Consider the following 23,498-nt stretch of genomic DNA (forward strand, 5'->3'; position numbering starts at 1 on the left):
GTCCTCCTTTAACTTTCCGGATCAAGTGTTAAAACTCAGTAACAGTGACTTGACAACCAGATACCACCCGTCCACAAGGACAAAGAGCAGTATTTTGAAAGGTAATGAGATCATGACCGGCGGAAGCATCATCATCCCCATTGCCATGAGTGTACTCGCGACAACAATGTCTATAACCAGAAACGGAATAAAAATCATAAACCCCATCTGGAATGCTGTCTTCAACTCACTGATTACATATGCCGGCACCATAACAGTAATTGGGATATCCTGATAGGTCTTTGGTTGTTCAGTCTGATTGTACTTCATAAACAGCAGAAGATCTTTTTCTCTGGTGTGACTAAACATAAATTTCTTCATGGGATCCGCTGCTTTTTCAAGTGCCTCGGTTTGCGTAAGCTCTCCCTGGAGATAGGGCTGAAGCGCTACCTGATTTATGGAAGACAACGTCGGCGACATAATGAAAAGTGTCAGAAATAGCGCCAAACCGACCAGCACCTGATTGGGTGGCATTTGTTGTGTACCCAAAGATGTACGTATAAAACCGAGCACAATTACAATCCGGGTAAAACTGGTCATCAGTACAAGCATTGCTGGAGCAATACTAAGCACTGTAATTAACAGAATGATGGACAGTGAACTCGTGCTTGGTGTCCCTCCATCACCGTTTCCAATCTGAATATCAATATTCGGAATGGGTTCGGCAAAGGCAACCGTTACAGATGCCAGACTGATAAGTCCTAATAAACAACACGCTAACCAAATCTTTTTCTTCATGAATCCCTCGACCGATCTGTAGTATTGTCTTTATCCAGGAGCTTTTCCATCTTCTCTTTACGGTTAGGCATCTGCCGAAGTTTGGATTCAAACATTTCGTGAAAAGAAGTTGTGTCCTCTAGTTCCATTTCCCGCGGCGGTTCTTCTTTACGGAAACGTTTTGTGAGCTTGGCAATGAGAGGTGAGAGATTTCCTTGTTGTGCAGCAGCATCTCGTTCGAAGGAATCAATGATTCTTTGGGCCTCTTCCAAATCCGAAACCTTATCTATCAACTGGATGTCTTCACCTACACCAAGCAGATATACACACCCACCAATTTCCATAATTTGCAACGACTTGTTTTGCCCCAGTCCAACTCCGCCCAGGGTACGAATTGTGCCGTGCCGGAACATTTGCTGATTCCTTCTGTTTAGAAAACGGATCAGATAAACAATAAGGGCCAGGATGACGGCCAGGACAACAATCACCCATACAAGCTGTAAATAATAATTACTTCCCACGCCAGCTCCTCCTGGAATATCACCCTGAGCCATCATCATGTCTCTTAAACGCCCAGTGTCTTGCTGATCGCTTCGATAACCCGGTCAGATTGGAACGGTTTAACGATAAAGTCTTTAGCACCTGCTTGAATAGCGTCGATTACCATCGCTTGTTGACCCATCGCGGAGCACATAATTACTTTAGCGTTAGCATCAATCTTCTTGATTTCTTTCAAAGCTGCAATGCCGTCCATCTCAGGCATCGTAATATCCATTGTGATTAGATCCGGACGAAGCTCTTTAAATTTCTCAATTGCTTGTGAGCCATCCTGTGCCTCACCAACAACCTCATATCCATTTTTGGACAAAATGTCCCGGATCATCATTCTCATAAATGCAGCGTCGTCTACGACTAAAATTCGGTTTGCCATCTTGATTCAAGTCCTCCCTAAATTGTGCTTATTGTAATTTCTGAATTCGGTCCCATTGGCTAACGATATCTATAACACGAACACCAAAGTTTTCGTCAATAACGACAACTTCTCCCTTGGCGATCAGTTTGTTATTCACCAAAATATCGACAGGTTCCCCGGCTAACTTATCCAGTTCGACAATCGAACCCTGTGACAGTTCCAAAATATCTTTAATTTGCTTCTGGGTCCTTCCTAATTCTACGGTGACCTTAAGGGGAATGTCCATCAATAAATTCAAATTGTTTTCGTCTACCTGACCATACGCCCCATTTTGCAAATTGGCGAATTGAACTGGTTGTACGTTAACATTCCTATTTGGCATTCCACCGTAATGTTGAGGTGCACCATAAGGTTGCTGCGGTGGCATGCCATACGGCTGCTGTGGCGGCATTCCTTGAGGCATACCCATCGGGGCCTGTCCATATCCGTTATAGTCCTGAGCAGGCTGTTGTGGAGCCTGTGGAGCCTGTTGGTGCTGAACGGGCGGCTGCTCCGCAACCGGTGGTGGCGTTGCTGGTACAGCTGCTGGCGCAGGTTCAGGTGTTGATGCCACTGGTGCGCTGGCAGTTGACTCCTGAGCGCCTCCAATCAGCATATCTACCATGCTTTTGGCAAAATGTACTGGAAGCAACTGCATCAGATTGGAATCGATCAGATCCCCGATTAACAAACGAAATGAAACTTGGATAAGTGTCTCATCTGCTGGAAGATTACTTACACCCTCTCCACTCTCCAGATTGAGAATATCGATTCCCGGAGGGGAAATATTCACAAAACGATTAAAAATCGTGGACATTGAGGTTGCAGAGGAACCCATCATCTGGTTCATCGCTTCCTGTACTGCACTAATATGGATTTCATTCAGTTCTTCATCGACCGGATTTCCTTCTCCACCCAACATCAAATCAGCGATGACTTGGGCATCTCTCTTCTTGATAACAAGTGAGTTAATACCTTCGAATCCATCCACGTAATTCACATGAACGGCAACATGTGGCTTAGGAAAAGCTTCTTCAAACTGCGTTCGACTAATGATAGAAACTTTAGGTGTTGTAATATCTACTTTGAGGCCTAATAGCGTGGATAAGGCTGTTGCCGCGCTACCAAATGTAATGTTACCAATCTCCCCCAAGGCATCCTGCTCCAGCTCGGTCAAAAAATCATCAACCGTCTTTTCAGCGGGTTCCGAGCTGTTTATCGATTCCGATTGCCTGAGCAAAGCATCGATTTCTTCTTGGGATAAATAATCCTTACTCGTCAAATTCTTCAACTCCTTCGGTGACAATCTTGTCTATTTGCACAGCCACACGGTCTTTGATTGTCCCCGGACTGCCCATGTATTTCAGTTTGTCACCCACTTTAATGGAAAGTCCCTCATCAACTGGTTTGTTCAACGTAATGACATCGCCAACGGACAGACCCAGAAATTCTGCAATTGAAATTCTCGATTCTCCCAATTCCGCAACGATTGGTAACTTGGCTTTGTTTACACGCTCTTTTAGAGCATCATACTCCTCCGGAGCTCTCGTTTTCTTCTCCGAAACAAACCACTGATGAGTTGACAACCGTGACATAATAGGTTCAAGAACGACATGCGGTATACATAGATTGATCATGCCTGTCGTGTCACCAATTTTGGTACTGAGCGAGATCAGAGCAATGGTCTCATTGGGAGATACAATCTGCATAAATTGCGGATTGGTCTCGAGCGCTTCCATCCTTGGGGAAATATCCAACACAGTCTTCCATGCTTCCTGCAAACTTTCAAATGCTCGGCTGAATATCCGCTCCATGATGGTCGTCTCAATCTCCGTCATGGATGCGATCTTGGTTGGAGCAATTCCGGTTCCACCAAGTAGGCGATCCAACATCGCATATCCCACGTTTGGATGGACTTCCATCACCATTCGTCCCTGTAGTGGCTCCGCTTCAAAAATGTTCAATATCGTCATCTTAGGAATAGAACGGATAAACTCATCATAAGGCAACTGTTCGACCTGAACGACATTGATTTGAACGAACGTCCGCAGTTGGGCTGAAAAATAAGTGGTGAGAAAGCGTGCAAAGTTTTCGTGAATACGAGTCAAGCTTCTGATATGGTCTTTGGAAAAACGCACTGCCCGCTTAAAATCGTACGATCTGATTTTCTTCTGAGTTTCTTCCTTCTTCAATTCTTCTGCGTCCATTTCACCAGAAGAAAGGGCTGCTAATAGGGCGTCAATCTCATTTTGTGATAATACATCCACCATGTTCTCACCCCCTTACAGGTCTACAGCGTGTTCTGTTCATTTACATTGGCGCCATTACAAAAGCTGAAAAACTGGTGCTGCTCAACTTACCTTCAGGTAAAGCTTCATTAATTAGTCCCGTCAATCTCTCATTAAATTGTACGCGGCCCTTCGCTGTAGCCAGCTCCTCAGACTTTGTATCCGCAAACGTCTGAATGATAATAGGCTTCACTGTAATTTCTTTGATTTTCTCGAAATCTTCTTTGGCTGTTTTGTCTGACAACTTGAATGAGAAGCTGACAACTACAACATGATCCGTATCAGCCAAATTGGTTTTAATTTCTCCAAGCTCAGAGGAAACCTCTACAATCTCATCCGCAGTCATCTTCTTAGCTTCTGAGGCTGCCGCCGTATGTGTGTCGTCCTTATTCCCGTTCTGTCCTTGCATAAATACAAACACAACCACCACAATGAGTGTTATCGCCAGCAACATTGTTGCAAGCCAGGGCATCATTTTTTTCATCAGGATTCCTCCGTTTGCTGCACTTTAATAGTGGCTGCCTGAACCCCGATTTCACGGTTGTAATCTTTAATCTTGGAAATAACGTCAGCGGCTTTTTCAAGCACAATCAGTCTCTTTCCAGTTACCAGAGTAATATACGTATCCGGCGTCTCTTCCACAATTTCAACCATCAGCGCATTTAACCACATGGGAGAACCATTTAACCGCGTAACCGAAATCATGCTAAGCCCCCTTAATCAGAGTGGGAGGAGCAAGCTCCCCCACGTTTTAAAAATTCATTAATCAGTTATTAACGTTTCAGGTTAACAACTTCCTGAAGTATTTCATCCGACGTTGTAATGATTCGGGAGTTTGCCTGGAATCCACGTTGAGCTACAATCATCTCAGTAAACTCTCCAGTCAGATCCACGTTAGACATCTCGAGCTGTCCAGCAATGATTGCTCCTGTTCCGTCCTCAGCACTGTTCGCTGTTAAAGGATCAAGAGTACCGTCAGGATTTGCGTTAGCTGTCATCCGGTATAGGTTACCCCCTATTTTTTCCAATCCTTCAGGGTTAACTACCTTCCCTATTCCAATTTGAGTATCGCCTTCGATTGTTCCGTCAGCCATTGTCTGATTAATCATACCGTTCTGTCCGATTGTGAATGAAACAACATCATCCCCAATTGTAATGGGCTCTCCCTCACTACTTAAGACGAACAAACCATCTGAAGTTACAAGATTTCGAGCAGCATCAACATGGAAATCCCCTGCACGTGTCAAGTAAGGAATTTCCTGATCTCCACCCAGGGAGACAAGAAAAAAGCCATCTCCGTTAATACGTAAGTCTGTCGGATTGTTTGTAGTCATTGGGCTTCCTGCGAGATGCAGTGTATCTATAGATCCCACAGATACACCCAAACCGATTTGCTTTGCATTCACACCACCAGATGGAGCATCAGTTGGGGCAGTTACCCCTGCCGTTGTTTGGCTCATAATATCTTTGAACATAACCCGACTGCCTTTGAAGCCAACCGTGTTTACGTTCGCAATATTGTTACCAATTACGTCGAGTTTTGTTTGGAAACCCCGCATCCCGGAAACGCCTGAGTACATTGATTTCAACATTTTTAAAAATCCTCCCAGTCTTCATTTGGTTACCGCATCAGTCGGTCAGCGGCATTCCGGCTCCCGAGAAGGGCCAGCCGGTCAAGAAATGATTACGGCACTATCAATCTGAGTGAACACATTATTCTTCATGCTCTCACTATCCATAGCTGTAACCACAGTACGATTTTTGACATTGACGATAAAAGCCATATCCTGCATTAAAATCAATGACTCTTTGGCTCCTTTGGCAGCAGCTTTGTCCAAAGCAGAACCAATCTGTTCCATTTGCTCGGTCTTGAGTTCAATACCACGCTGTTCCAATCGTTTGGCAGCATGATTGCTCAATTTCAGAAGATTATCTTCCAGCACCTTTGCAAAAGGTTTTTCGGGTATAGCCGAAGCTTCTCCCGTTTTGGGTCTTTGAAGCATATTCGGTGTAATCGGGCCTGCGTATAATTGTCCAACCGTTATGCGATCACTCATATCGTTTTCCCGCTATCTTCTGTATCACCCGTTTCAGCGGATGATTCAACTTCCTGGCTCTCGTTCGTTTCAGGAGTTACATCCTGAACGTTCTGTACCGGAGTTTGACTCTCTTCTGCCTGTTTTGGATAATTCACCTGAATGATCTCATCCAGCTTAATCTCGTCGTTGCCCACTTTTGCGTATTGAACGCTATCTCTTACAATGATGGAATCTACAATACCCTGACGAAGAGTTCCGTTATCATCTTTATTAGAAGAAAGCCAACTTACCTCCATGCCAATCATACCGGATACAGCACCAAGGGACTGGTTCAATGTTTTAAGCTGCGTAGAAATATTGACCAGTTGTTCCACTGAGCTGAACTGTGCCATTTGAGCGATAAATTCCTTATCCTCCATTGGCTGCATCGGGTCTTGATTTTGCAGCTGGGTAATCAGGATTTTTAGAAACTGATCTTTACCCAATTCTTTTGTTGCAGCACTTGTGGTTGCTTTATTGGCTGCCGAATAGTTCGGCCAGGTATTATTCATTGAAACATTTTCATTAGCCATTTACTCACCTCATTTCTATTTAAGCCTCAGCACTAAACGTATCTCTCTGTAATTCGTTTCCTTCGACTTGCTCGCTACGCCAGTTACGCAATTCTTCTTGAATCCCTGCTGTAGCTATAGCATCATCCGATTGTTCCTCACGCTCACGCGAACGGCGTTGTTGCTGAGAGTTACTTCCCGGCTGACGGCCTCCGTCCTGATACATCTGTGATCCGATTGAACTGTTCTGGGTAACCTCAAGTCGTTCCACTTGAATTCCCTGGGCTTGAAGTGAAGAACGTAGCTGCGTCATTTGTTGTTCAAGCATGTCTTTAGCCATCGTATGTTCAGTCATAAACCGTGCAACCAACTGCCCGTTCTGCAAGGTAATTTGAACATCCAATTTACCTAGATGCTCAGGCCGAAGTGAGATGGTCGCCTCGGAAAATCCTTTTTGCTGGACAATATCCAGCTTATTAACAACAAACTGTGTCATTTCCTTGGCAAACTGTGATGTTTGCATTACAGGTTCAGCCGGTTTTCCTGCTGTAGTACCTGATGAACGCAAGGACAGCTCTCCTGCAGTAATGATGGTTGAGTGTTCCACTTCTCCACCTGCATTTGAAGCAGATGTTGTCTCAGCCTCAGCTTTCACCTGGGTTCCAGAATTCGCCACTGCCGCAACAAGAACTTGTGGTACGACCGAATCCTGTTTGGATGTTTGAAGCGAAGCACTTGGAGCGACTTTTGCAGTCTGATCCTTAACTGCAGTCAATGTATCCAGGAGGGATTTCAGTTCAGTCCATCCTTTGTTACTAGTGGTATCCACTCCAGCCTCTTGAAGCTGACTCTGCAGAGATTGTAACAAATGTTTGAATTCAGGAGCGTTCTTCGCAACGTTACTCTCAGGATCATTCATTCCAGCTACTAATTGTGTAAGCATATCTTGCAGAACAAAACGTACTGCTGCCGGATGCTGCGATAGTTCAATTGCGGGTACTGTTTTTACGCTTTCCGCTCCGTTCGAAGACTCGTCGGAACCTTCTGCATTAGTACCTGAAGGATTAGTTAATTGTGTATACATCTGTTGAATCAGAGATTGCAAACCTGCTAGTAGAGCTGGGTCATTTTCCAAAGCTTCGTCAAGTGAATCCAAGTCCGTGAACAACGAATTCAGTATATCCGTGATTGTTGATGCCGTTTCTCCTTCTTCACTTGTAGCAAAGGAAAACACCAACGGATTGGCAGTTAAGCTTCCCGTAGCGCTTGAACTATCACCTTCTGTATTCCCTCCAGATAGCGATTGTGCAAGAGTTTGGAGAAATTCACCGCTAGCACCTGCAACTGAACTTTTAGATTGTGCTCCGGTTGTCTGACCTGCTCCTGTTGCTTTTGCAGTTGCTGTGGATGCCATTTGATATACAATCGACATTTATTTTCACCTCCTCTCGGTTAAACAGTGCAATCAGGTCTACTTGTTACCCATTAATCTGTTCAAAATTTTTGCAGTTTCAACCGAATCCTCTGAAGACATGTTCTCAAGCAATTGAGAGCGTGTTGCATCATCTACTGAATTCAGGATGGTCAATGTTTTGTCAGGACTCAACTTGTATGTTTCCAATAATAACTTGGCACCACTTGAAGCAGACATCGAAGCAAATGTTTGACTAAGCTGGTTTTTATCCAGGTTTTTGCTTGTGGTTGTGGATGCAGTTGAAGTTGCTGTGGTTTCTTTCTTCAATCTGGATTGCAGCGCATCCAGTGCCAGATCCCCGGACGGTTTAGCATCCTTCATCATCATGGTGACATCGGCTGCCGTTTTCGGGTCCATCTTTTCAAGCACCTTGGTCCGAGCAGATGACTGCATGGCATTCAACAACAATACCATTTCCTCATTCGTCATATTTTGCAAAATCGGTGCAGCTTTGCTTGGGCTCATGTCAGCATACATTTTAGCCAAATCTTTGATTTGTTTCTGATAATCAGATTCCGTTTCCGGCGTTGCTGCTGTAGCCGTTTCAGCCGCTTTTTCCGCATCATCCAACTTCTTCTGAAGGTCCGTGGCCTTCTTTGCTTCAGTTGTTGTCGCTTCCTGTGCTGCCTTGAGCTCTGTTTCTTTGGCAGTTACTTGGGATTTCAGCTTTTCGATTGTGGCTTCAGCACTTTCAACCTGCTGCTCACTCTTCTCCAGCTTCTCCTTCTCCGGATCCAGTACAGGATCAGGTACCCATTCCTTGACTACTGGTATCTTGTTGGCGAATTCAAACAAATTATTACGAATATCTACATTAAATAGCGTAAGTAGTACACCTAGCAATACTACGGTGAATACAATCGGGATTGAAATCATGAGAAATTTTTCCCAACCGCCTCCCGACTCTTTTTCCATGTCGCTATCATCTTTAACAGCCATCGTTCATTCCTCCTTCACGAGACAACTTCGCGTCCGGCTCACATCAATTCGCGCGTCCGGCTTTGGCAGCGAAGCGTACAGTAGCCATCTCGTCCAGATCGTTCTGTTCCCGGAGGAGCATCTCCTGCTGAAATTTGATTTTTGCCTTGTCTCTCGCTCCAAGCCATACTTTTTCATCAACCATCTTACCGTTCAGAAACGTCTGATTCCGTTGCACGTTGACCTGAGCATGTTTAACATCACTGTTTTTGCGTGAAATGCACTCGTCAAGGTGATGTACATAACGCTGCATCTCCTGCAGACTGTTTACAGACGCTGTATTTTCCGTAGCAGATTGGATAATGCCGATCAGATTACTTCTATCATTAAGAAGTTGTATCAGATGATCTTCCTCCGTCTGAAGTTTACCGATCGCTGTGGATAACATCCACTCTGCCTGTGTTTTTTCATTACTCTTCAGGTCAACAACTTTCTGGAAATGATATCGAAATTTCATCGTTTACCCATTCATCTCCTTGCAAATTCAAGAATCAAACGTTCCTGTACTTCACTTAAAGTGACTTTCTCGTCGACTTTCTGCTTGGTAAAGTTCCATATACTATCAATCTGGTCTATCGATTCATCTATGGCTGCATTTGATCCCCGCTGGTAAGCTCCAATATTGATCAAATCTTCCGATTCTTTGTACACAGCCATCAAACGTTTCATATTATTAACGGCTTCCAACTGCTCTTCTGGAGCAATATCCTTCATAACACGGCTTATGCTGGCTAACACATCAATCGCTGGAAAATGACCTTTATTTGCAATGGATCGATTTAACACAATGTGTCCATCCAGAATACCCCTTACCGCATCCGCGATTGGTTCGTTCATGTCATCTCCATCAACCAGAACGGTGTAAAAGGCTGTAATCGAACCCGTAGGCCCTGTGCCTGCCCGTTCAAGCAGTTTGGGCAAACTTGCAAAAACCGATGGCGTATATCCTCTCATTGCCGGAGGTTCACCTACGGCCAGACCAACTTCCCTTTGTGCCATCGCATATCGAGTTACCGAATCCATCATGAGCATCACGTTCATTCCACGATCTCGGAAATACTCTGCAATAGTGGTCGCAATAACTGCTCCCTTAATCCGAATCAGGGCAGGCTGATCTGAAGTTGCAACAATGACTACGGAGCGTTCCAGTCCTTCCGGACCCAGATCCCGTTCAATAAAGTCGCGCACCTCACGTCCACGCTCACCCACAAGCGCGATGACATTTACATCTGCTGCTGTATTACGAGCAATCATGCCCATCAATGTACTCTTACCAACACCAGAACCGGCAAAAATACCTACACGCTGTCCCTTACCTACGGTCAACAATCCGTCGATAGCTCTTACACCAACACCCATCGTTTCAAGTACACGCGGACGATCCATTGGATTAACCGGTGTATTGGAGGTAGAGTACATCGGCATTCTGGATGGAAGGAGGGAACCGTCCAGCGGTTGTCCAAGTCCGTCCAATACTTTACCGAGCAATTCGGAGCCTACCTGAACGCCGAGTGGTTTACCCGTACCTACTACATCGCAACCAGGACCGATGGATTGAAGTTCACCCAGTGGCATAAGCAGCACTTTGTTATCTCGAAACCCAACAACTTCGGCCTGAAGAGGCTTAGCCGATTTACCAGGATAGATATAACATACGTCACCGATACTTGCATCTGGCCCTTCTGACTCCACCATAAGACCAATGACCTGAGTAACTTTGCCGTTAATACGAACAGGATCGAATTGGCGCAAATGTTCCATATATCGCTGTGAACTAAGAACCTTCATGTTGATTTTTTCGCTCCTCATCCTCAAGTGCTATGCGGACCAGTTCTTTTTTAATCTCAGCAAGCTGTGTATCAATTCTCGCATCTACACTTCCGAACGAAGAACGAATGACACATCCCTTATCTTTGACCGTTGAATCAGGCAAAATCTGCAATTCTGCCTGAGAGTCAATAGATAGAGACAATTCTTCACGAGCTGCCTGTACAAAAGTAAACTGATCAGGTGCCACACAGAGTGTGATCAAACCCTGCTCCCGTTTACGTGACAAACTCTGACGAATCAGTTCCAATGTATGATCGGGTTCAATGGTAAGTTGCTTATCAATGACTTTCTCAGCGATCCCGCAAGCGAGCTCCACGAGGAACGGTTCGGCTTCCTGAATGATCTGATCTTTAGCTACATAAGCTTCCTTGAGCACTTCCTGGGCTTCAATCATCATCTTTTCGATCTGCACCTGGAGATCCAGTTCAGCTTGTACTTTGCCTTCCTCAAAACCCTGTTGGAAACCTTGTGAACGAAGCGCTTCAGTCAGATGTTCATCCTGTTGTCGTTGTTCCTGCCACCAGCTGTCGATCTGTTCACGGGCCTCTTGAAGCATGCGCTCTGCCTCTTCTGAAGCTTCACGTACTTGCTTTTCTGCAAACTCCTTGGCATCTTCCAGCATTTCTGCGGTGAGACGTTGTGTTTCTTCGTCCACGCGTGCTTGAAGCGTTTCTGCCTCAGAACCTTCAGCACTATCACCGTATAATTCCGTTTCAGACTCCTCAGCACCACCATAATGATGATGATTTTCAAGTTTTTTACGGTCATCAACGGGTACATACTGGAAAGATTTAATCAAATTAGACAATGATATCATCTCCTCCACCGCGTGCGATAATGATCTCACCAGCTTCTTCCAATCTGCGTATCGTTCCTACGATACGAGTCTGAGCTTCCTCAACATCACGCAATCGCACAGGTCCCATGAATTCCATCTCTTCTTTGAATGTCTCGGACATCCGTTTCGACATATTCCGGAACACGGCATCCCGAACTTCTTCGCTTGCCACTTTGAGTGCCAGCTGCAAATCTGCGTTGTCGATATCCCGAATAATGCGCTGAATCGATCGATCATCCACATTGACGATATCTTCGAATACAAACATGCGTTTTTTGATTTCCTCTGCAAGCTCTGGATCCTGGATTTCAAGCGAGTCCAAAATGGTACGTTCTGTACCCCGATCGACTCCGTTCAGAATCTGAACGATCGATTCGATACCACCTGCATTGGTGTAATCCTGCGTTACGGTAGAGGATAACTTCTGTTCTAGAACCCGCTCCACTTGAGAGATAACTTCTGGCGAAGTACTATCCATAACAGCCACCCGGCGAGCGACATCTGCCTGTTTCTCTTGTGGCAAGGATGATAGAATCGCTGCTGCCTGTTCGAATTGCAGGTAAGACAGAACCAGGGCAATCGTTTGCGGGCTTTCATTCTGAATAAAGTTCAAAATTTGATTCGGATCTGCTTTGCGCGCAAAGTCAAATGGTCTGACTTGCAGCGTAGCTGTCAAACGATTAATGACTTCAAGTGCTTTTGATGAACCCAGAGCTTTTTCCAGGATTTCTCTGGCGTAATTGATACCGCCCTGAGAGATATATTCCTGCGCCAGACAGATCTGGTGAAACTCGGCCATGATCATATCCTTTTCAGAAGAATCAACTTTGCGAACGTTGGCAATCTCCAACGTAAGTTGCTCAATCTCCTCATCACGCAGATGTTTGAATATCTGAGCCGATACTTCCGGACCTAATGTAATCAACAATATTGCTGCTTTTTGTTTGCCAGTCAAACCTTGACTGCTTGCCTTTGCCAATGCGCTCACCTCTATTCGTCAGCCAGCCATGTACGCAGCAGATTGACGAATTCGTCTGGCTTTTTCTTGGCCAAACTCTCCAATTGTTTGCGCACCTGACTTTCGTTCGTTACACTGTCCAGCGTAATGGACGGGAACTCTGTTGCTATTGGAAGAGGAATCTCTTCTTCTTCGACTTCGTTTTGTTTGCGGCGACGGCGTACTAACAAAATAACTACCGCTGCGATCAATGCCGCTATGAGTGCGCCTCCACCCCACATCATCGTTGAGGAAAGTTGGAAACCTGTATTGTCTGCAGAGGCAGTCTGGAAGCCTTGTGACATGACTGAAACTTTCTTTGTCAGATCGGCGTCACTTATTACAGTGCCTGAGTCTGCCAGTGAAGCACGAACAATGTTAACCAAAATATTCTCAATTGCGTCCTGAACCGGTCCCTGTAATTCTGTTTCTCCATTCGGTGGTTCAACTGCAACGTTAATGGTTAAGTCTTTTACAGTATACGGACTGGAAATAATATCCTTGGCGATTCGATTAACATCGTAGTTTATAGTGCTTGATGATTCTTCGGAGGTAGAGTTACCGGTTGCATCAGATGATGGGTAACCCGGAACTTCCTCTTGCCCTGTGCCAGCAACACCACCTGTTGGATTGCTTGCGCCAGTGTAGCTCTTTTGAATCTCCTGCACACTGATCTCGATGCCTTTCATATTATCTACATCAACAGGTGTAACCAGATTTTCCTTACGTGTTTCTTTGTCAAAATTAAGTTTGGAGGCTACCAAAACATTAACTTTGTCTTCGCCTACAATCTGGGAAAGGAACTGTTTTACGTTATTACGGACATCGTTTTCAAACTTTTTCTGTAGTGCCATGTTCTCTTGAACTTCGGAAGACAACCCGCCACTGCCACCTCGGGCAGTTGGAATCAATTCTGCTTCATCTGTGTTTGTAATTGTGATGTTCTCAACAGGCAGATTAGGAATTGCAGTCTTAACCAAGTTAAAGTAGCCATCTACCGCTGCCTGATTTGGGTGATAACCCGGTTTGAATTGGAGAGCTACCGATGCTGATGCTTTGTCTTGTTCTTCCAAACCAGCAAAGATGTTATCTTTCGGCATATTAACCAGTACTTTAGCATCCTGTATCCCTTGCATCCGCTGAAGTAACTGTTCAACTTCTCCGTTTATAGCGTTGTTGTACTTTACATCAAACTCTTTATCCGTCATCCCGATGGGGGATGATGACTCCTCGAATGACTTATACCCTAATGAACCATTCTGAATAATCCCTTGAGATCCAACATTCACCTTTGCAATTGCAACACTAGTACTCGGTACGGATATGGTCTTGCCATCTGAACTTAATTTGTATGGAATGCTAGATGAATCGAGATAACTGATCACGCCCGCTGAATCACTTGCATTCAAATCTGTAAAAGCAACTTCATATTCCGTTTTGGACAATTGCATCGTGAGTACAACTGCAGCCAAAATCAGAAACAGGAAGGTAGATATAAATAATACTTTTTGCTTTTTGCTAAAACTATTCCAATACTGGGATGCCTTATCCCTGTACTGGGCGATTCTCTCATTCACTCTGTCACCCCATCCGAAACTTTGCTTAGTCTGTCCTTACTCAACCCTAGCCGTTTCATAGGTTGACGATCAGGAGCAGCATCGCAGCTGCTTTGTTGTAATGATCAGCGCTATTATCGAAGCGCAAGTAGGTTATTTTATAACTGCGTTCGCATAACTTCTTGGTATGCTTCGACCACTTTGTTTCGGACTTGAGTTGTGAGTTGTAGGCTTAACAAGGCCTGTTCGGAAGCAATCATCACCTGATCCACATTCGCTTTGCCGACCAAGAATTGATTCGACATTTCATGCGATTGAGCCTCCTGTGCTGCAACGGACCCTAATGCATTCTGTAAGTATGTACCGAAGCTCTGAATGGTTTCGGCTGGTGTAGAAGGCTTACTTTCGGTTGCACTCTTCATCTGTAGCGGTTGTATCCCCTGTGTGCTAAACATGTTGTTCTGAATCATTAATGTCCCTCCCCTTCATCCCTGGTTTGTATTTTTCTTATTTTCATTTTTAAGCAGATTATCTTCCAATCTCCAAAGCTTTGGAGATCATCGCTTTGGTTGAATTCAGTGCTGTTACGTTTGCTTCATATGAACGCGAAGCAGAGATCATGTCGACCATTTCTTTCGCAATATCCACATTAGGCATAAATACATATCCTTCTGCGTTTGCATCCGGATGAGAAGGGTCATACACAGGCTTGAGAGGTGACTGATCCTCGCGAATCTCCGTTACTCTTACGCCATCTCCTGAACCGCTACCTCTCATCTGATTTTGCAGCATCGTACCAAATGACGTTTTATTCGGCTCAAGCACAACCATTTTACGTTTGTAAGGGACCGCTTCACCATTGGATACGCTCGCGCGCGTAGTCTCTGCGTTGGCAATGTTGGAAGATATTACGTCCATCCGCAACCGTTGGGCTGTCAGAGCTGAGCTACTGATACTAAAACTATTACTAATGTTCAATTTAGGTTATCTCCCTTCCACGCCAACACGCATGATTTTAATTTGTTCGTTCACTTGCTGAATATAAGCGTTATAACGTAACTGATTCTCCGCCAGAAGACTCATTTCTCTGTCTATATCGACATTGTTTTCGTTGTTATTCATGGAGGTTGACTGGTCCATATTAACTACTGGCGTGGGTACGGAAGAGGAAGGACCTATGACAAAATGCCTTGCATCAGTTAATTTACCCTTAAGAACAGGCATATCTCCATTCATTTGCCCTTGCAACATTTCTTCAAAAGAAACGTCCGAGCGCTTGAAATACGGAGTATCGGCGTTCGCGATGTTGTCAGCAATTGTTCGTTGTCTGATATTGGACGCATCGAGTGCACCTTGCAATCTTTTAAAGCTGATATCGTTTAAAAGATTCACAATCTCCCTCCTCTCTTTAGAAGTTATGGAAAAAGATTGTATCTTTTCCCTTGAAAATTCTTATGTTTTTTTCGACAAAAACATTCGTCTTTACACGGTTTTCTAGGACTTAAGTAGAATTAACTCTGATGTTGTCGTATAACATAAGTTTCTTCGAGTTTGGGATTTATTACAATAAGAAAAAAGCCCTATCTTTTCTGAAAGACGGGGCTTTTTGTGTATTTTCTGCAAATTATGAATTTTTTCGTAAATGTTCGGGCCCAAAACAAAAGTATGTTAATACTCTCCCTTATTGTTCTTTAACATTCTTAAAATTAAAAAAAAATTTCGAGTCTCAGCATGAGCTTATATCGCCCGTAATTATGTATATTTCCGAATATTTCATAGTTGATAATGTTAGAATTTTTTGCCGTCATACTAAGGGTTTAAGGACAATATGATAGGTATACATACAAAGCTGTATATTAATCAATTGACAAATTATCTTTCAAGAATATAGAAAACTCGTCTTGCCCACACAACACTTTCTTAACAATTCAGTGGGGTCTATATATTTTAATTTTAAGAAAACAATTAGTGGCTTCAAACTTTTCAACAATTCATCATTTTGCGCATTTACGCAACATTTACCAATCTGTCGACTAAACCGATGACCAGACTTGGAATAAGGAAAATTCTTTTAATGGGAATCATTGGGTATGGAATGGAAGAATAACTACCACTCCGATAGGTTTTAACTCCGGATACATGCGGCACAAGTCCTAGGTTTTGTCGATCCGTATAACAACCACACATCTTTTATCGGTTGTAACATCAAAATCCTTTAGGTAGAAACAAAAATAAACGATATGCGTTAAGTAAGAGGGCCTTTGTGATTCGTTAAAGGATCGCTTCCCTTTGTCGATCACACAAATGTTCTCTACTCTCTTGCATACCGTTCATTTATAACATCATTTTAACAACTACAAGGCTAGCCCTATGTTACAGAATATACTGACTCAAATCACGATCAAGCGCAATATCATTTAATTTCTCCCGGACATACTCCGGAGTAATCACCATACGTTCCAGTGTAAGCTCAGGTGCCTCAAAGGATAAATCCTCCAAAAGCTTCTCAAGAATCGTATGCAATCGACGTGCACCTATATTTTCTGTATTTTGATTGACGGATTCAGCCAATTTGGCAATCTCGCGAATAGCCTCATCCGAGAACTCAATCTCAATATTCTCTGTGCGCAACAGATCAACATACTGCTTGGTCAGTGCATTTTGGGGTTCAGTCAGAATGGATACAAACTCCTCCAGTGTTAGACTGCTTAGTTCCACACGAATTGGGAAGCGTCCCTGAAGCTCAGGAATCAAATCAGAGGGTTTGGCGACATGGAATGCGCCAGCTGCCATAAACAGAATATAATCCGTTTTGACAGGACCATATTTCGTCATTACTGTAGAGCCCTCTACGATAGGCAGTATGTCACGTTGCACACCCTCACGGGATACATCAGGACCACTACCGCGCCCTTGACTGGCGACCTTGTCAATTTCATCTATGAAAATGATACCTGTCTGCTCTGCTCGACGAATGGACTCTTGGGTAACATCATCCATATCGATCAATTTGCCTGCTTCTTCCTGGGTCAACACTTTGCGCGCTTCTTTGATGGCGAGCTTGCGCTTTTTCGTACGACGAGGTAAGAGGCTACCAAACATCTCCTGCATATTCATGCCCATCTGATCATTACCTTGTCCAGCAAACATGTCCATCATGTTAGGCGCAGTGTCTTCGACATCAATCTCAATGATGTCATCCTCCAGCTTGCCGGACAACAGATCAAACTTGATCTTACGGCGGCGTTCGGCAACCCCAGTATCCGGTTCTGGCTCATCCTGTTCCTGAACGTTGTTGCCATTATTACCAAAGATCATCTCAAAGGGATTACGCTGACTCTTGGACTTAGACTGTGAAGGAGCCAAAATATGTACAATTCGCTCATTGGCAGCTTCTTCAGCTTTGTCCTTCACTTTTTCAGTCCGCTCCAACTTCACCATCCGCAGTGATGTCTCAATCAGATCACGCACCATCGATTCAACGTCACGGCCAACGTAACCTACTTCAGTGAACTTGGTAGCTTCCACTTTCACAAATGGCGCACCTACCAGTTTAGCAAGGCGACGGGCGATTTCCGTTTTACCCACACCGGTAGGTCCAATCATCAAGATATTTTTAGGCACAATGTCGTCCTGAGTGTGCTCAGGCAAAAGGCTACGCCGATATCGATTACGAAGGGCTACAGCTACCGATTTTTTAGCTTTCTTTTGACCTACAATATACTTGTCAAGCTCTGCAACAATCTGTCTCGGTGTTAACGCTTGAGTATTCATATTGCTTCCCTCCTACCAGTATGTTGAATTTATTTTTCCTAACAAGGACAAAGAATCCCCTAGACGTCCTGGAGCAGATTACAGAATCATGCTCCACTACGGGAGATTTCTTTGGCTTATAACTCTTCTACAATAATATTATTATTGGTATATACACATAGCTCCGAGGCAATCTGAAGTGATTCACGCGCAATATCTTTCGCTTCCAGGTTTACTGCATGACGTTTCAACGCACGCGCAGCAGATAAGGCAAAGTTTCCACCTGATCCGATAGCAATAACGTCATCATCCGGTTCAATTATCTCCCCGCCGCCTGAAATGAGCAGCATACCTGATTTGTCCATCACAATCAAGAGTGCCTCAAGCTTACGCAAGATCCGATCCTGACGCCAATCCTTGGCAAGCTCTACAGCAGCACGTTGCAAGTTACCATGGTGCTCCTCGAGCTTACCTTCGAATTTCTCAAACAGGGTGATCGCATCCGCCACAGAACCAGCAAAGCCAGCAACAACCTGTCCGCGGTACAAACGTCTTACCTTCTTGGCTGTATTCTTCATCACAACACTTTGGCCCATGGTCACCTGACCATCTCCTGCGATTGCAGCCTTACCATTATGACGAACAGCACAGATCGTTGTAGCATGAAATGACATATCCATGATATCAGCATCCTCCCACGAATAATTTATACGCGTTCCGGAACAGTTAGACCTTCTGCCGCAGCAAAACTGGTGATGCCATCCAGGGCACGCTGTGCAAGAGCTTCATTTTTTTCCTTTTTGTTACGAATCTTCGTTTCAAGCTTCGGCAGCAAACCAAAGTTTGCGTTCATTGGTTGGAAGTGCTTGAAGTCAGCAGTTGTAATATACTGAGCCATACTGCCAAGTGTTGTTTCTACGGGCAATACCACCAGTTCCTGCCCAAGTGCTGCTTTGGCTGCGTTCATGCCGGCAATCAGCCCTGATGCAGCAGATTCCACATATCCTTCTACACCCGTCATCTGACCTGCAAAGAACAGGTTTGGACGCTCTTTAAACTGATACGTCGGAAGAAGCAGTTTAGGAGAGTTAATAAATGTATTACGGTGCATTACGCCATAACGAACGAACTCTGCATTTTCAAGTCCAGGAATAAGGGAAAAGACACGTTTCTGTTCTCCCCATTTCAGATGCGTCTGGAAGCCCACCAAGTTATACAGGGTTCCAGCTGCATTGTCCTGTCTAAGCTGAACAACCGCATGTGGCAACTCTCCTGTATGAGGGTTAACCAGACCTACCGGTTTCATCGGACCAAACAGAGCCGTCTGTTTTCCGCGTTTCATCATCACTTCGATTGGCATACAGCCTTCAAAGTAGATTTCTTTCTCGAACTCTTTCAATTGAGCGACTTCAGCAGTAATGAGAGCTTCATAGAAGACATCAAACTCTTCTTCTGTCATCGGACAGTTCAGATATGCCGCTTCACCCTTATCATAACGGGAAGCCAGATACACTTTATTCATATCAATTGAATCTTTTTCGATGATCGGTGCAGCTGCATCATAGAAGTAGAAATACTCTTCCCCCATTAGTGCCTTGATTTGCTCAGACAAGGCAGGTGAGGTCAGCGGCCCCGTTGCAACAACAACGATGCCATCTTCCGGCAGAGAAGTTAATTCCTCATTCACCACTTCGATGAGCGGATGCTGGTGCAACGTGGATGTAATCTCACCTGAAAATCCATCCCGGTCCACAGCAAGTGCCCCACCTGCGGGAACTGCATGTTTGTCTGCTGCTGACAATACGAGAGAATTGAGCATTCTCATTTCTTCTTTTAACACACCCACTGCATTGGTCAATCCATTCGCACGAAGCGAGTTGCTACATACCAGTTCTGCAAATTTATCCGTATGATGGGCTGGCGTTTTCACAACAGGTCTCATCTCGTATAATTTCACGCGTACGCCGCGACTTGCAATCTGCCAGGCCGCTTCTGTTCCTGCCAGCCCGGCACCAATAACGGTTACTTGTTGTTCATTCGTCAAAATCATTTACCCCCATAAAGCAATTTCATATTTCACTATAATTGTATTGATTCACATATATACTAATCTGCTGATTCGTCATCCGGTTCATCCACCGGCTCCTGATGATCACATGAAGTACACTGCAATCGTGCTCCCTTTTTGTTCCGCTTTTCAATCATTAGCGATCCGCAACTTGGACATGGTTTGGCTGAAGGTCTGTCCCATGAGACAAAATCACATTCAGGATATTTGTCACAACCGTAGAAAATACGTCCTTTTTTGCTACGACGCTCAACAACATGACCTTCCTTACACTTCGGACAAGTCACGCCGATATCCTTGATAATCGGTTTGGTATTCCGGCAATCAGGGAAGCCCGAGCACGCAAGAAACTTGCCAAAACGTCCGAGTTTATAAACCAGCGGTTTGCCGCACTTCTCACAGATCTCATCGGATACTTCGTCTTCAATCTCGATTTCTTTCATTTCTTCTTCCGCAAACTCAAGGCGTTTCTCAAAAGATTCATAGAATTCTGCGAGTACCTTGACCCAATCCTCCGAACCTTCCTCCACATGGTCAAGATCACCTTCCATGTTTGCGGTGAACTCTACATTCAGGATTTCCGGGAAAAACTCTTCCATCTGTTCGATGACCAGTTCACCCAGCTCGGTCGGCATGAATTTCTTTTCCTCAATTGCAACATATCCGCGCTTCTGAATGGTCTCCAGTGTTGGCGCATATGTACTCGGACGCCCTATACCCAATTCCTCAAGCGTCTTAACCAACCTTGCCTCCGTATATCGGGGTGGCGGTTGTGTAAAATGCTGTTTTGGCTCAATCTCCTGCTTCTCAAGCACATCTCCACTTTTCAACGGGGGCAACAGACGATCTTCATCGGTTGTACCATCGTCGTTTCCTTCAACATATACCTTCATGAAACCTTGGAATCGTACCTTCGAACCTGCTGCACGGAAAATGGTGTCCCCCGCAGCAATATCTACAGAGAGTGTATCCAGGATAGCCGAAGACATCTGGCTCGCAACAAAACGTTCCCATACCAGTTTGTACAACCGGAACTGATCGCGACTCATGAATGACTTGATTGAGTCAGGGTCACGCAGAATTGAAGTTGGACGAATCGCTTCATGCGCATCCTGAGCATTAGCTGCTTTTTTGGAATAGTTTCGTGGAGTCTCAGGTGCAAATGGCTCACCATACTTACCAACGATATATTCTTTGGCTTCTTCTTGTGCAGATGCCGCAATTCGTGTGGAGTCCGTACGCATATACGTGATGAGACCTACTGTGCCTTCTTTTCCAAGGTCTACACCTTCATATAGTTGTTGGGCGACCGACATCGTCTTGGAAGCTCTGAAATTCAATTTACGCGCCGCTTCCTGTTGCAGAGAACTTGTCGTAAACGGGGCGGAGGGATTACGGCTCCGTTCTTTCTCTTTAACTTCCTTGATCGTAAAGTCTGCACCTTCGATCTGTTTCAGGATCGCTTGCACTTCCTCTTCACTGCCCAGCTCTGTTTTGGCCCCGTTCAGTTTATGAAACTTGGCTTCAAACGGATTGCCGTCTGCTGTCAGCTTGGCGGTAATGCTCCAGTATTCTTCCGGCTCAAAATCATCAATTTCATTTTCACGATCTAAAATGATTTTAACAGCCACGGACTGAACCCGGCCTGCAGACAAACCTTTTTTCACTTTCTTCCATAATAACGGACTAATTTTATATCCAACGAGCCGATCCAGAATACGTCTTGCCTGCTGCGCGTTAACCAAATCCATATTGATTTTCCGCGGCGTTTTGAACGCATCTTTGACCGCCTGTTTTGTAATTTCATTAAATACTACCCGGCAATCTGCCGTATCGTCCAGTTCAAGGGCATGGGCCAAATGCCATGCGATAGCCTCACCTTCGCGATCCGGGTCAGCTGCGAGATACACTTTTTTCACTTTCTTCCGTGCATCCTTCAGTTCTTTCAAAATTGAACCTTTGCCGCGGATCGTAATATATTTCGGATTAAAATCATTCTCTACCTCAACGCCGATCTGACTCTTTGGCAAATCGCGAATATGCCCCATCGAAGCTTTTACGATGAACTTGCTGCCTAAATATTTGCCTATCGTCTTCGCCTTTGAGGGCGACTCCACGATTACGAGTGCATCCGCCATAGGTTCATCCTCCTCTCAGTCATGAAACTGTCATGAAACTGTTTCTGTAAGCTTATGCATAGTTAATAACTTCTGCTAATTATATATTTCCACGCACTACGTAAGTTGTAGCTTCGTCATACCCTCGCGTATTTAGTGCCTGGTAATTGGCTAATCTGCTTTTTTATGATTAAAGATAACAGAACTGAATGCAAATGTCCAAAATCCCAACCAAGCAGCTCAACCAGTTGATCCAATGATTGTTCTCCCTGTTCCAACAGATAAATCACACGTTGTTCATCTGGAGAGAGCTTAACCTCAGCGAATATCCCACGCCTGGAAGGCTCGCTTGTTTCGGTCGAACGTCCTCTATTGTAAGGAAGTTGTTCTGCATTTGGCAAGCCCAATCGATACTCTTCCAATACATCTGCTGCACAAGTGACCAATTTGGCCCCTTGACGGATAAGATTGTGTGCTCCCCGACTTTTCGGCGATGTAATAGGTCCAGGGACTGCAAATACATCCCTGCCTGCTTCAAGCGCAGCATCTGCTGTAATGAGTGAACCACTGCGAATGTCAGCCTCAACAACCAATGTTCCCAGTGTCAGACCGGCAATGATTCGATTCCGTTCCGGAAATAATCCCTGGCGCGCTCTCGTACCTGGTGGATATTCCGACAAAAGCAGCCCTGTCTCCGCGATTCGTTCAGCGAGGCTTGTATTTTCGGGTGGGTATATATTATCAATCCCTGTTCCAAATACTGCAATCGTTTTTCCTTTGGCACGTAGTACTGCCTCATGACATACGCTATCAATACCGCGGGCAAGCCCGCTTACAATCGTCAGTCCTGCATTGCATAATTGCTCTGCAAGCTTTTCTCCAACTTTGCGCCCATACACGGTTGGCATACGAGTTCCCACCATGGCAATAGACGAATTGTGAAGCAAACTAACATCCCCTCGAGCATACATTACCCAGGGAGGCTGAACGGTTTCCTTCATTAATATGGGATAATTCTGATCCAGATAAGTAATAACCTCTATCCCCTGATTGTAAACGTGTTCTCTTTTACTCTCGATCCAGTCGATAGTAAATTGGCTAGCCAAACGTGCAGCTTGATCTTTGCGCAAGCCTGCTGCGACCCAGTCGCTTTCCCCATAATTCAATAGTTCGGGTAATTCATGTTGTCCCAGAATCAGTTTCGAGATTGTTTTCTTGCCAATGCCCTCCATCTCATGTAACCCAAACAAGATCCATCTTTCTTTCATACCATAAACCTCCCAAAGCGGGAAGAGATCTTC

General features: G+C 44.7%; 25 protein-coding genes. All 25 read right to left on the minus strand.

Annotated elements, in window-relative coordinates; translation table 11 throughout:
- Positions 1–21: 21 nt before the first annotated feature.
- The 25 genes from fliP to dprA all read right to left on the minus strand — a co-directional run bounded on the left by fliP (position 22) and on the right by dprA (position 23,465).
- The gene (gene fliP / locus C170_RS10840) at positions 22–777 is read right to left on the minus strand and encodes a flagellar type III secretion system pore protein FliP (protein ID WP_036609355.1); all 756 of its coding nucleotides are present in this window, start codon (positions 775–777) and stop codon (positions 22–24) included.
- On the minus strand, positions 774–1,310 hold the full coding sequence (locus C170_RS10845; protein ID WP_155985051.1) for a flagellar biosynthetic protein FliO: 537 nt from the start codon (positions 1,308–1,310) through the stop codon (positions 774–776). Before C170_RS10845 ends, fliP begins: the two co-directional genes overlap by 4 nt.
- 11 nt (positions 1,311–1,321) lie before the next feature.
- Entirely contained in the window at positions 1,322–1,687 is a 366-nt protein-coding gene (locus C170_RS10850; protein WP_017689175.1) for a response regulator, read from the minus strand.
- Positions 1,688–1,715: 28 nt separating this feature from the next.
- Entirely contained in the window at positions 1,716–2,990 is a 1,275-nt protein-coding gene (fliY, locus tag C170_RS10855) for a flagellar motor switch phosphatase FliY (protein WP_036609358.1), read from the minus strand.
- Positions 2,980–3,978: a flagellar motor switch protein FliM gene (fliM, locus tag C170_RS10860; protein ID WP_036609359.1), complete on the minus strand. Its 999-nt coding sequence runs from the start codon at positions 3,976–3,978 to the stop codon at positions 2,980–2,982. The genes fliY and fliM overlap by 11 nt, the downstream gene beginning before the upstream one ends.
- A gap of 40 nt (positions 3,979–4,018) precedes the next feature.
- The gene (locus C170_RS10865; protein ID WP_036609360.1) at positions 4,019–4,480 is read right to left on the minus strand and encodes a flagellar basal body-associated FliL family protein; all 462 of its coding nucleotides are present in this window, start codon (positions 4,478–4,480) and stop codon (positions 4,019–4,021) included.
- Positions 4,480–4,701 carry a flagellar FlbD family protein gene (locus C170_RS10870; protein ID WP_017689179.1) on the minus strand — a complete coding sequence of 74 codons (222 nt, stop codon included), beginning with the start codon at positions 4,699–4,701 and terminating at the stop codon, positions 4,480–4,482. Before C170_RS10870 ends, C170_RS10865 begins: the two co-directional genes overlap by 1 nt.
- A gap of 68 nt (positions 4,702–4,769) precedes the next feature.
- Complete coding sequence (gene flgG / locus C170_RS10875; RefSeq protein WP_036609361.1) at positions 4,770–5,588, minus strand: flagellar basal body rod protein FlgG; 819 nt, start codon at positions 5,586–5,588, stop codon at positions 4,770–4,772.
- A gap of 81 nt (positions 5,589–5,669) precedes the next feature.
- A complete protein-coding gene (locus tag C170_RS10880) occupies positions 5,670–6,053 on the minus strand; it encodes a TIGR02530 family flagellar biosynthesis protein (RefSeq protein WP_036609362.1) in 384 nt (127 codons plus the stop codon).
- The gene (locus tag C170_RS10885) at positions 6,050–6,607 is read right to left on the minus strand and encodes a flagellar hook capping FlgD N-terminal domain-containing protein (protein WP_017689182.1); all 558 of its coding nucleotides are present in this window, start codon (positions 6,605–6,607) and stop codon (positions 6,050–6,052) included. The genes C170_RS10880 and C170_RS10885 overlap by 4 nt, the downstream gene beginning before the upstream one ends.
- Before the next feature lie 19 nt (positions 6,608–6,626).
- On the minus strand, positions 6,627–8,018 hold the full coding sequence (locus C170_RS10890) for a flagellar hook-length control protein FliK (protein WP_051447122.1): 1,392 nt from the start codon (positions 8,016–8,018) through the stop codon (positions 6,627–6,629).
- Between the two features lie 39 nt (positions 8,019–8,057).
- Entirely contained in the window at positions 8,058–8,999 is a 942-nt protein-coding gene (locus C170_RS10895; RefSeq protein WP_036609363.1) for a MotE family protein, read from the minus strand.
- 43 nt (positions 9,000–9,042) lie between these two features.
- Positions 9,043–9,495 (minus strand): flagellar export protein FliJ, encoded by a 453-nt coding sequence (gene fliJ / locus C170_RS10900; protein WP_036609364.1) that lies wholly within the window; start codon positions 9,493–9,495, stop codon positions 9,043–9,045.
- An 11-nt stretch (positions 9,496–9,506) separates the two neighbouring features.
- Positions 9,507–10,826, minus strand: coding sequence for a flagellar protein export ATPase FliI (gene fliI / locus C170_RS10905; RefSeq protein WP_036609365.1), 1,320 nt, complete (start codon positions 10,824–10,826; stop codon positions 9,507–9,509).
- On the minus strand, positions 10,813–11,676 hold the full coding sequence (locus C170_RS10910) for a FliH/SctL family protein (RefSeq protein WP_036609366.1): 864 nt from the start codon (positions 11,674–11,676) through the stop codon (positions 10,813–10,815). The genes fliI and C170_RS10910 overlap by 14 nt, the downstream gene beginning before the upstream one ends.
- Positions 11,669–12,685: a flagellar motor switch protein FliG gene (fliG, locus tag C170_RS10915; RefSeq protein ID WP_036609368.1), complete on the minus strand. Its 1,017-nt coding sequence runs from the start codon at positions 12,683–12,685 to the stop codon at positions 11,669–11,671. The genes C170_RS10910 and fliG overlap by 8 nt, the downstream gene beginning before the upstream one ends.
- Before the next feature lie 11 nt (positions 12,686–12,696).
- Positions 12,697–14,280, minus strand: a complete 1,584-nt coding sequence (fliF, locus tag C170_RS10920) for a flagellar basal-body MS-ring/collar protein FliF (protein ID WP_036609370.1) — start codon at positions 14,278–14,280, stop codon at positions 12,697–12,699.
- Between the two features lie 137 nt (positions 14,281–14,417).
- Positions 14,418–14,729 carry a flagellar hook-basal body complex protein FliE gene (gene fliE / locus C170_RS10925; RefSeq protein ID WP_017689190.1) on the minus strand — a complete coding sequence of 104 codons (312 nt, stop codon included), beginning with the start codon at positions 14,727–14,729 and terminating at the stop codon, positions 14,418–14,420.
- Positions 14,730–14,787: 58 nt separating this feature from the next.
- Complete coding sequence (gene flgC, locus C170_RS10930) at positions 14,788–15,237, minus strand: flagellar basal body rod protein FlgC (RefSeq protein WP_017689191.1); 450 nt, start codon at positions 15,235–15,237, stop codon at positions 14,788–14,790.
- 6 nt (positions 15,238–15,243) lie between these two features.
- On the minus strand, positions 15,244–15,651 hold the full coding sequence (gene flgB, locus C170_RS10935; protein WP_036609373.1) for a flagellar basal body rod protein FlgB: 408 nt from the start codon (positions 15,649–15,651) through the stop codon (positions 15,244–15,246).
- A gap of 981 nt (positions 15,652–16,632) precedes the next feature.
- Positions 16,633–18,033: an ATP-dependent protease ATPase subunit HslU gene (gene hslU / locus C170_RS10940; RefSeq protein WP_036609375.1), complete on the minus strand. Its 1,401-nt coding sequence runs from the start codon at positions 18,031–18,033 to the stop codon at positions 16,633–16,635.
- 116 nt (positions 18,034–18,149) lie between these two features.
- Positions 18,150–18,692 (minus strand): ATP-dependent protease subunit HslV, encoded by a 543-nt coding sequence (hslV, locus tag C170_RS10945; RefSeq protein ID WP_017689194.1) that lies wholly within the window; start codon positions 18,690–18,692, stop codon positions 18,150–18,152.
- A 26-nt stretch (positions 18,693–18,718) separates the two neighbouring features.
- A complete protein-coding gene (gene trmFO / locus C170_RS10950; protein ID WP_370511405.1) occupies positions 18,719–20,062 on the minus strand; it encodes an FADH(2)-oxidizing methylenetetrahydrofolate--tRNA-(uracil(54)-C(5))-methyltransferase TrmFO in 1,344 nt (447 codons plus the stop codon).
- A 56-nt stretch (positions 20,063–20,118) separates the two neighbouring features.
- Positions 20,119–22,218, minus strand: coding sequence for a type I DNA topoisomerase (gene topA, locus C170_RS10955; protein ID WP_036609379.1), 2,100 nt, complete (start codon positions 22,216–22,218; stop codon positions 20,119–20,121).
- Positions 22,219–22,334: 116 nt separating this feature from the next.
- Positions 22,335–23,465: a DNA-processing protein DprA gene (gene dprA / locus C170_RS10960; protein WP_036609380.1), complete on the minus strand. Its 1,131-nt coding sequence runs from the start codon at positions 23,463–23,465 to the stop codon at positions 22,335–22,337.
- Positions 23,466–23,498: the final 33 nt, after the last annotated feature.

The sequence above is a fragment of the Paenibacillus sp. FSL H7-689 genome (assembly GCF_000517905.1).
In the GTDB taxonomy this organism is placed as follows: Bacteria; Bacillota; Bacilli; order Paenibacillales; family Paenibacillaceae; genus Paenibacillus; species Paenibacillus amylolyticus.